Source organism: Brumimicrobium aurantiacum (assembly GCF_003402975.1).
Lineage (GTDB): Bacteria > Bacteroidota > Bacteroidia > Flavobacteriales_D > Crocinitomicaceae > Brumimicrobium > Brumimicrobium aurantiacum.
The window spans coordinates 391,445-397,576 of the sequence record NZ_QURB01000003.1 but is presented as its reverse complement, the minus strand read 5'-3'; the positions used below and the strand labels follow the sequence as shown (position 1 = coordinate 397,576).

Genomic DNA, 6,132 nt, shown 5'->3' with positions numbered 1-6,132 from the left:
CCGCTAACAATGTATATACAAAATAGGCGAAATAGCAGTAAATTCAACGGTTGTAGCTCGCTTCAACTTCATCTCGGTTTGATAAGTTTGAAGCCCGCAATCGCCTACTTTGCATATACTAAACGTTGGCAACAAGCTAAAAACACATCGAACTTCAAACAAAAACGCGCATTCACTTTTATATATCGAGATTTATCAATATGTTTGCAGTATGAATTTGAAAACAGCAACAGAAATAGGAAAATGTTTATCTAATCAAACAAGGTTTCAGATTATGGAATGGCTGAAAGAACCAGAGAGACATTTCCCACCACACGAGACCTTAAAACATTTTAATGATGGTGTTTGCGTTACTTATATTCAAGAAAAAGCAGGATTATCACAATCAACAATTTCAACTTATCTAACTAATATGGAAAAGTGCGGACTTTTAATATCAACAAGACACGGAAAATGGTCTTACTTAAAAAGGAATGAAAAGACAATTAAGGAGTTTACTGATTTTTTAACATAAAAAAATTTGCAATCACATATCGATATTTCGCAATATAACAAACTATGAAATTATTAATTGACATTTTAGGTTGGTCTGGTTCAGGATTAATAATCCTTGCCTATGCCCTAACCCTGATTGAAAATAAAAAGTATTTAGATTATGGTAAGTATTTAAACTTACTCGGAGGTCTTTTAATAGCCATAAACTGTTATTACTATAATGCAATCCCACCATTTGTAACTAATTTACTTTGGAGCGTCATTGCAACTTTAACGATATATAAGTCAAGAAATAAAAAAGAGAAATGCAACAAGACTAAATGTTTAACTTAAAATTAAAACAATGAAAATTTTAATAATTGGAGGAAATGGAACAATAGGAAAAACTGTTGTTTCACATTTTAATGAAAAGAACGAAATTTTAATCGCTGGACGAACCAATGGAGACGTCACTGTTGATATTGCTGATAGTAGTTCGATAAAGTCAATGTTTGAAAAGATTGGAAAAGTAGACGCTATAATTTGTATCGCTGGAGAAGCAAAATGGGACGATTTCAATAAGCTTTCTGAAGACGATTATTATATCGGACTGAAAAGTAAATTAATGGGACAAGTTAATCTTGTACGAATCGGACAGAATTATTTAAATTCAAATGGTTCAATTACTTTATCCACAGGAATTTTAGCAGATGACCCTGTAGTAAAAACAACAAGTGCATCAATGGTAAATGGCGGAATTCATAGTTTTGTGCAAGCTGTTGCGCTTGAAATTGAAAACGGAATTAGAGTAAATGTTGTTTCTTCTGGAATGGTGGAAGATGCTTATGAAAAATACAAAGAATATTTCCCAGGGCACAATCCGATACCAATGAAAAAAGTAATTAACGGATATGTAAGAAGTGTAAACGGAAAAGGAAATGGTGAAATAATTAGAATCTACGACTAAAAAAAAGCCTGTTGCCAATAACTAAGTCTTCGGCGTGCCGATTACGCCCTTCGGTTGTGAGATCGCTTCGCTAAGTTGGCCAACGCTGAACAACGAAGTTCTCATGAATTCCTTTAAAAAACAATCAAGAAATGAATAACACCATGTTGACGGATCAGGATTTCCCTACCTGTACTGAGCTTGCCGAACGTATGGGGAAAGCGGTTTAATACCTTATTTTTGAAAGATGATTTTGGGGGGTTGCAGACTCGAAAGTGTGCGTGCATTTCTCATTTACACTGGTTGATTATCATTCACTATCACAATGACCGCCCATTTATAAGGGCTTTCACCAGTCTGATGTCGATTTCACTGATTCTAAGACATTACTTCTCCATTACGTACATGTCGTTTTATTTATATTATTGATTTAATGATACTTAAGGTTTTTCTCCAGTTTTTTGGGGGACCTCTTCCATTTGTTGGTGATCGATTTAAATTGTATGAGTTAAAGGAAATTGAAAAACTAATTGCTAAATCCAATCTAAAAATGGAGTCATCCCATCAATTATCAGATTTGGTGATGAGTAAAGCAGGAGATGAAGTAGAAAGGAAATATTCTATTGTAACATTAATTAAAGGCTAAATAAATCTTAATATATTTGTCTCACCATCAATCACCCTTGATTACAATAGACTAACGCAATTGAAATATCCAATGAAAAATATACTTTCCTTATTTATTATCGTAGCCACTTTAATGAGTTGCGAGACATCGAAGATGAATAAAATAGATAAAGATCAATTTTTGGGTCAATGGCGCTTAAACAGAAGTGGAATCACGGATAAAATACAGTTTGAAATTAAAAAGAAAGATAACGGAGAACTGTATGGTGAAATCATTCAATTGAATGACAACAAATATGTTCAGCTTTTTATGGAAGAAGGAGATCAATTCGTCAAAAATATCAAGCGAAGCTCTAACTATGAGTTTACTATCAGTGAAAGAAGAATTGCTGCTCCTTTATTTTCTGCTTATGGACAAAATACTACCGACCAATTCAAAGCAACTTTTGATGGCGAGCACAAAATACTTTTAGGCAAAAACGGTGCTGACGGAGTGTATCATAAAATCAATCTCAAATAAGCCCACCTCTCCCCTTTTCTCTTTCTAAAAACAGCAAGTAGATTTACTTCTAATTCATATCTTTGCAATATGAAAGAAACGCGCATCAATAAATATTTAAGTGAAGCTGGTTATTGTTCAAGAAGAGCTGCTGATAAGTTAATTGAACAAAATAGAGTAACAATTAATGGAACTGTTCCGGAAATGGGGACAAAAGTACAGCCCGGTGATGTGGTCGCTGTGGATGGGAAAAATGTTGACAACAAAGACAAAGAAAACATTTACATTGCCTTAAACAAACCTGTTGGAATCGTGTGTACAACAGATACGCGTGTAGAGCCAGACAACATCATCGATTTCATGAATTATCCAGAACGAATTTTTCCAATTGGTCGATTAGACAAACCCAGTGAAGGATTGATTTTATTGACCAATGACGGAGATATCGTAAACAAGATTTTACGTGCCAACAACAATCATGAGAAAGAATATATTGTTACCGTTGACCGACCAATTACACAAGAATTTATTGATAAAATGGGAAATGGAGTTCCTATTTTAGATACCATAACCAATAAATGTTTTGTTGAACAATTGAATAAAAGAATGTTTAAAATCATTCTAACACAAGGCTTGAACAGGCAAATACGTAGAATGTGTGAATATTTCGATTATGAAGTAACAGCCTTAAAACGTGTAAGAATAATGAACATCCGCCTTGACACTCCTGTTGGAGAATGGCGTTATCTTACCCAACAAGAATTGGAACGTTTAAATGATTTAATCGGTAATTCATCAAAAACAAATTAAACTAGCCTTACAATTTAAAGGAGACATTTGATACAAATTTAAAACGAAAAATTTATTAAATTTGACAATCTAAAATTTGACAAAGAAATGAGTAAAATAGAAAATACAAACTGTTTAATTATAGGTTCAGGACCTGCTGGTTATACAGCTGCAATTTATGCTGCACGTGCAGATATGGAACCAATTATGTATGAAGGATTACAACCTGGAGGACAATTAACAACGACAAACGAAGTTGAAAACTTCCCTGGCTATCCAGAAGGAGTTACAGGACCAGACATGATGAATCAATTGAAAGCTCAAGCGGAACGATTTAATACAAAAGTTCGTCCAGGCTTCATTAAGAAGGTTGATTTTTCAGGAGATGTTCACAAATGTTGGGCAGATGATGGAACAGAAATTCATGCAAAAACAGTAATCATTTCTACAGGTGCTTCAGCAATGTATTTAGGATTAGAATCAGAACAAAAATACCTAAAAATGGGTGGTGGAGTTTCTGCTTGTGCAGTTTGTGATGGATTTTTCTATAAAAACCAAGAAACTGTAATTGTTGGTGCTGGAGATACAGCATGTGAAGAAGCACATTACCTTTCAAAATTATGTTCGAAAGTGACAATGTTGGTTCGTCGTGACGAATTCCGTGCTTCTAGAATTATGGAAGACCGTGTAAGAAATACAGAAAACATCGAGATATTAGTGAATACTGAAACTGAAGAGGTTTTAGGTGATGATATGGGTGTTACAGGTGTTCGCGTAATCAACAACAAAACAAAAGAAACGAAAGAAATTCCTTGTACTGGATTCTTCGTGGCGATTGGACACAAACCAAATACTGACATTTTCAAAGAATACATCAACCTTGATGAAACAGGTTATGTAAAATATGAAAAACCAGGTACTTCATTAACAAATGTAAAAGGAGTTTTTGTTGCAGGAGATGCAGCGGACAATGTTTACAGACAAGCAGTAACAGCAGCTGGAACAGGATGTATGGCAGCTTTAGATGCAGAGCGTTACCTTGCAGCGTTAGAAGGTTAAGCATAAAACATACTTATATAAGAGATCAAAGGCAGTTCACTATGAGCTGCCTTTTTTTTGGCTTAAATCCGCAAATATCCAATTAAACAGTAAAATATAGCGTATTATTTTTTTGTTCTCGAAAAAGGGCGTATTTTTGTACCCCAATTTTTGAGATATTCAACATATGATAGACGAAGCCCTTTTTGAACCAAAAACACTTTATCCGTTCCAACAAAGAACAGTGGATCAGATAATTGCGGAACTAAAAGAAAATGGAACAGATTTCAACCTACTTTTCCAACTTCCAACAGGAGGTGGAAAAACAGTAATTTTCTCTGAAATAACGAAAAATTACATTGAAACTTGGAAAAAGAAAGTATTGATACTCACTCACCGAATTGAGTTGTCTGTGCAAACAGCTAAACAATTAAAAGCCATTGGTATTAACAACAAAATCATCAATAGTGAAGTAAAAACTTTAGATGACCAAGATGAATACAATTGCTTTATTGCAATGGTTGAAACCTTGAACAACCGTCTACAAGATGATGAAAATTTCATTAAAGATGTTGGATTGGTGATTGTCGATGAGGCACACTATAATAGTTTTAGAAAAATATTCCAATACTATTTACAAGCCAATATTCTAGGAGTTACTGCAACACCTTTAAGTTCAAATAAAGCGCTTCCTTTAAATGATCATTATGATAAATTAAAAGTTGGTGAAAGCATTTCTTCCTTAATTGAAAGTGGTTACCTTGCCAACGCAGAAACATTTACATACGATGTAAACCTTCATGGATTAAAAATTGGATCAAATGGAGACTTTACGGTAAGTAGTTCTGAACAAGTCTATGGGAATTACTTCATGCAAGAAAAATTACTTTTTGCTTATGAAGAAGTTGCGGTAAATTCCAAAACTTTGATTTTCAACTCTGGTATTGAAACAAGTATCCGTGTTCAAGAAACTTTCCTTAAAAGAGGATATAAAATTCGTCACCTCGACAGTACATTCTCAGATAAAGACAGAAAGGATATTTTGAAATGGTTTAAGGAAACGCCAAATGCCATCTTAACTTCTGTAGGAATTTTAACTACTGGATTTGATGAACCAACGGTAGAAACAATTATCTTAAATAGAGCAACACGATCGTTGACTTTATATCATCAGATGATTGGTCGTGGATCAAGAAAGCTTCCGAATAAAGATATTTTCAAATTAATTGATTTAGGGAATAACGTACGTCGATTCGGACTATGGCAAGACTACATCAATTGGAATGATGCTTTTAAATTCCCAGACAGATTCCTCGAAGCTCGACTAACAGAACAAGAAGATATCATGTTTGAGGCGGCTTACAGGCTACCAAAACATATTCGAGAAAAAGTAGACACTGAAGTTTTGGATAAGTTCAAAATGAAAGAAGTTTATGAAGATTACATCGACAGAGGAATTAAAGGAAAACAAGCCGTTGAAGATTCTGTTGAAAACCATTTCCAAGCCATTTATAATAAAGCAGAGGACTTTTATGATGGATTAGAAATGCAAGAAGCACTTCAAGAACACATAGAAAACAGATTAAAACAATATACTAAATGTATTGCCAAGAGTACTCGAAATTACTTCAAGTATTTAATGGAAACATATAACCGTCAATTGCGTCAGAAATTACGTGCAAACCTTGACGATGAATAAAATTGTTTAACGACAAGCCCAATAATCTCATTTCCAAATGCAAAGTGTGGAAATGAATTT

Annotated in this window: 8 protein-coding genes; all 8 read left to right on the top strand. The window is 34.0% G+C overall.

The features are described from left to right. Positions 1-211 precede the first annotated feature (211 nt). Complete coding sequence (locus DXU93_RS07600) at positions 212-514, top strand: ArsR/SmtB family transcription factor (protein WP_116880671.1); 303 nt, start codon at positions 212-214, stop codon at positions 512-514. Positions 515-558: 44 nt separating this feature from the next. Beyond that, on the top strand, positions 559-828 hold the full coding sequence (locus DXU93_RS07595; RefSeq protein ID WP_013871334.1) for a CBU_0592 family membrane protein: 270 nt from the start codon (positions 559-561) through the stop codon (positions 826-828). A gap of 10 nt (positions 829-838) precedes the next feature. Continuing rightward, positions 839-1,441 carry a short chain dehydrogenase gene (locus DXU93_RS07590; protein WP_116880670.1) on the top strand — a complete coding sequence of 201 codons (603 nt, stop codon included), beginning with the start codon at positions 839-841 and terminating at the stop codon, positions 1,439-1,441. 412 nt (positions 1,442-1,853) lie between these two features. Beyond that, a complete protein-coding gene (locus tag DXU93_RS07585) occupies positions 1,854-2,066 on the top strand; it encodes a hypothetical protein (RefSeq protein ID WP_116880669.1) in 213 nt (70 codons plus the stop codon). Positions 2,067-2,138: 72 nt separating this feature from the next. Continuing rightward, positions 2,139-2,567 (top strand): hypothetical protein, encoded by a 429-nt coding sequence (locus DXU93_RS07580; RefSeq protein WP_123776081.1) that lies wholly within the window; start codon positions 2,139-2,141, stop codon positions 2,565-2,567. Between the two features lie 69 nt (positions 2,568-2,636). Then, the gene (gene rluF, locus DXU93_RS07575; RefSeq protein WP_116880667.1) at positions 2,637-3,356 is read left to right on the top strand and encodes a 23S rRNA pseudouridine(2604) synthase RluF; all 720 of its coding nucleotides are present in this window, start codon (positions 2,637-2,639) and stop codon (positions 3,354-3,356) included. Between the two features lie 87 nt (positions 3,357-3,443). After that, positions 3,444-4,394, top strand: coding sequence for a thioredoxin-disulfide reductase (trxB, locus tag DXU93_RS07570; RefSeq protein WP_116880666.1), 951 nt, complete (start codon positions 3,444-3,446; stop codon positions 4,392-4,394). Between the two features lie 166 nt (positions 4,395-4,560). After that, positions 4,561-6,072 (top strand): DEAD/DEAH box helicase, encoded by a 1,512-nt coding sequence (locus DXU93_RS07565; protein WP_116880665.1) that lies wholly within the window; start codon positions 4,561-4,563, stop codon positions 6,070-6,072. The last annotated feature ends 60 nt before the right edge of the window (positions 6,073-6,132 follow it).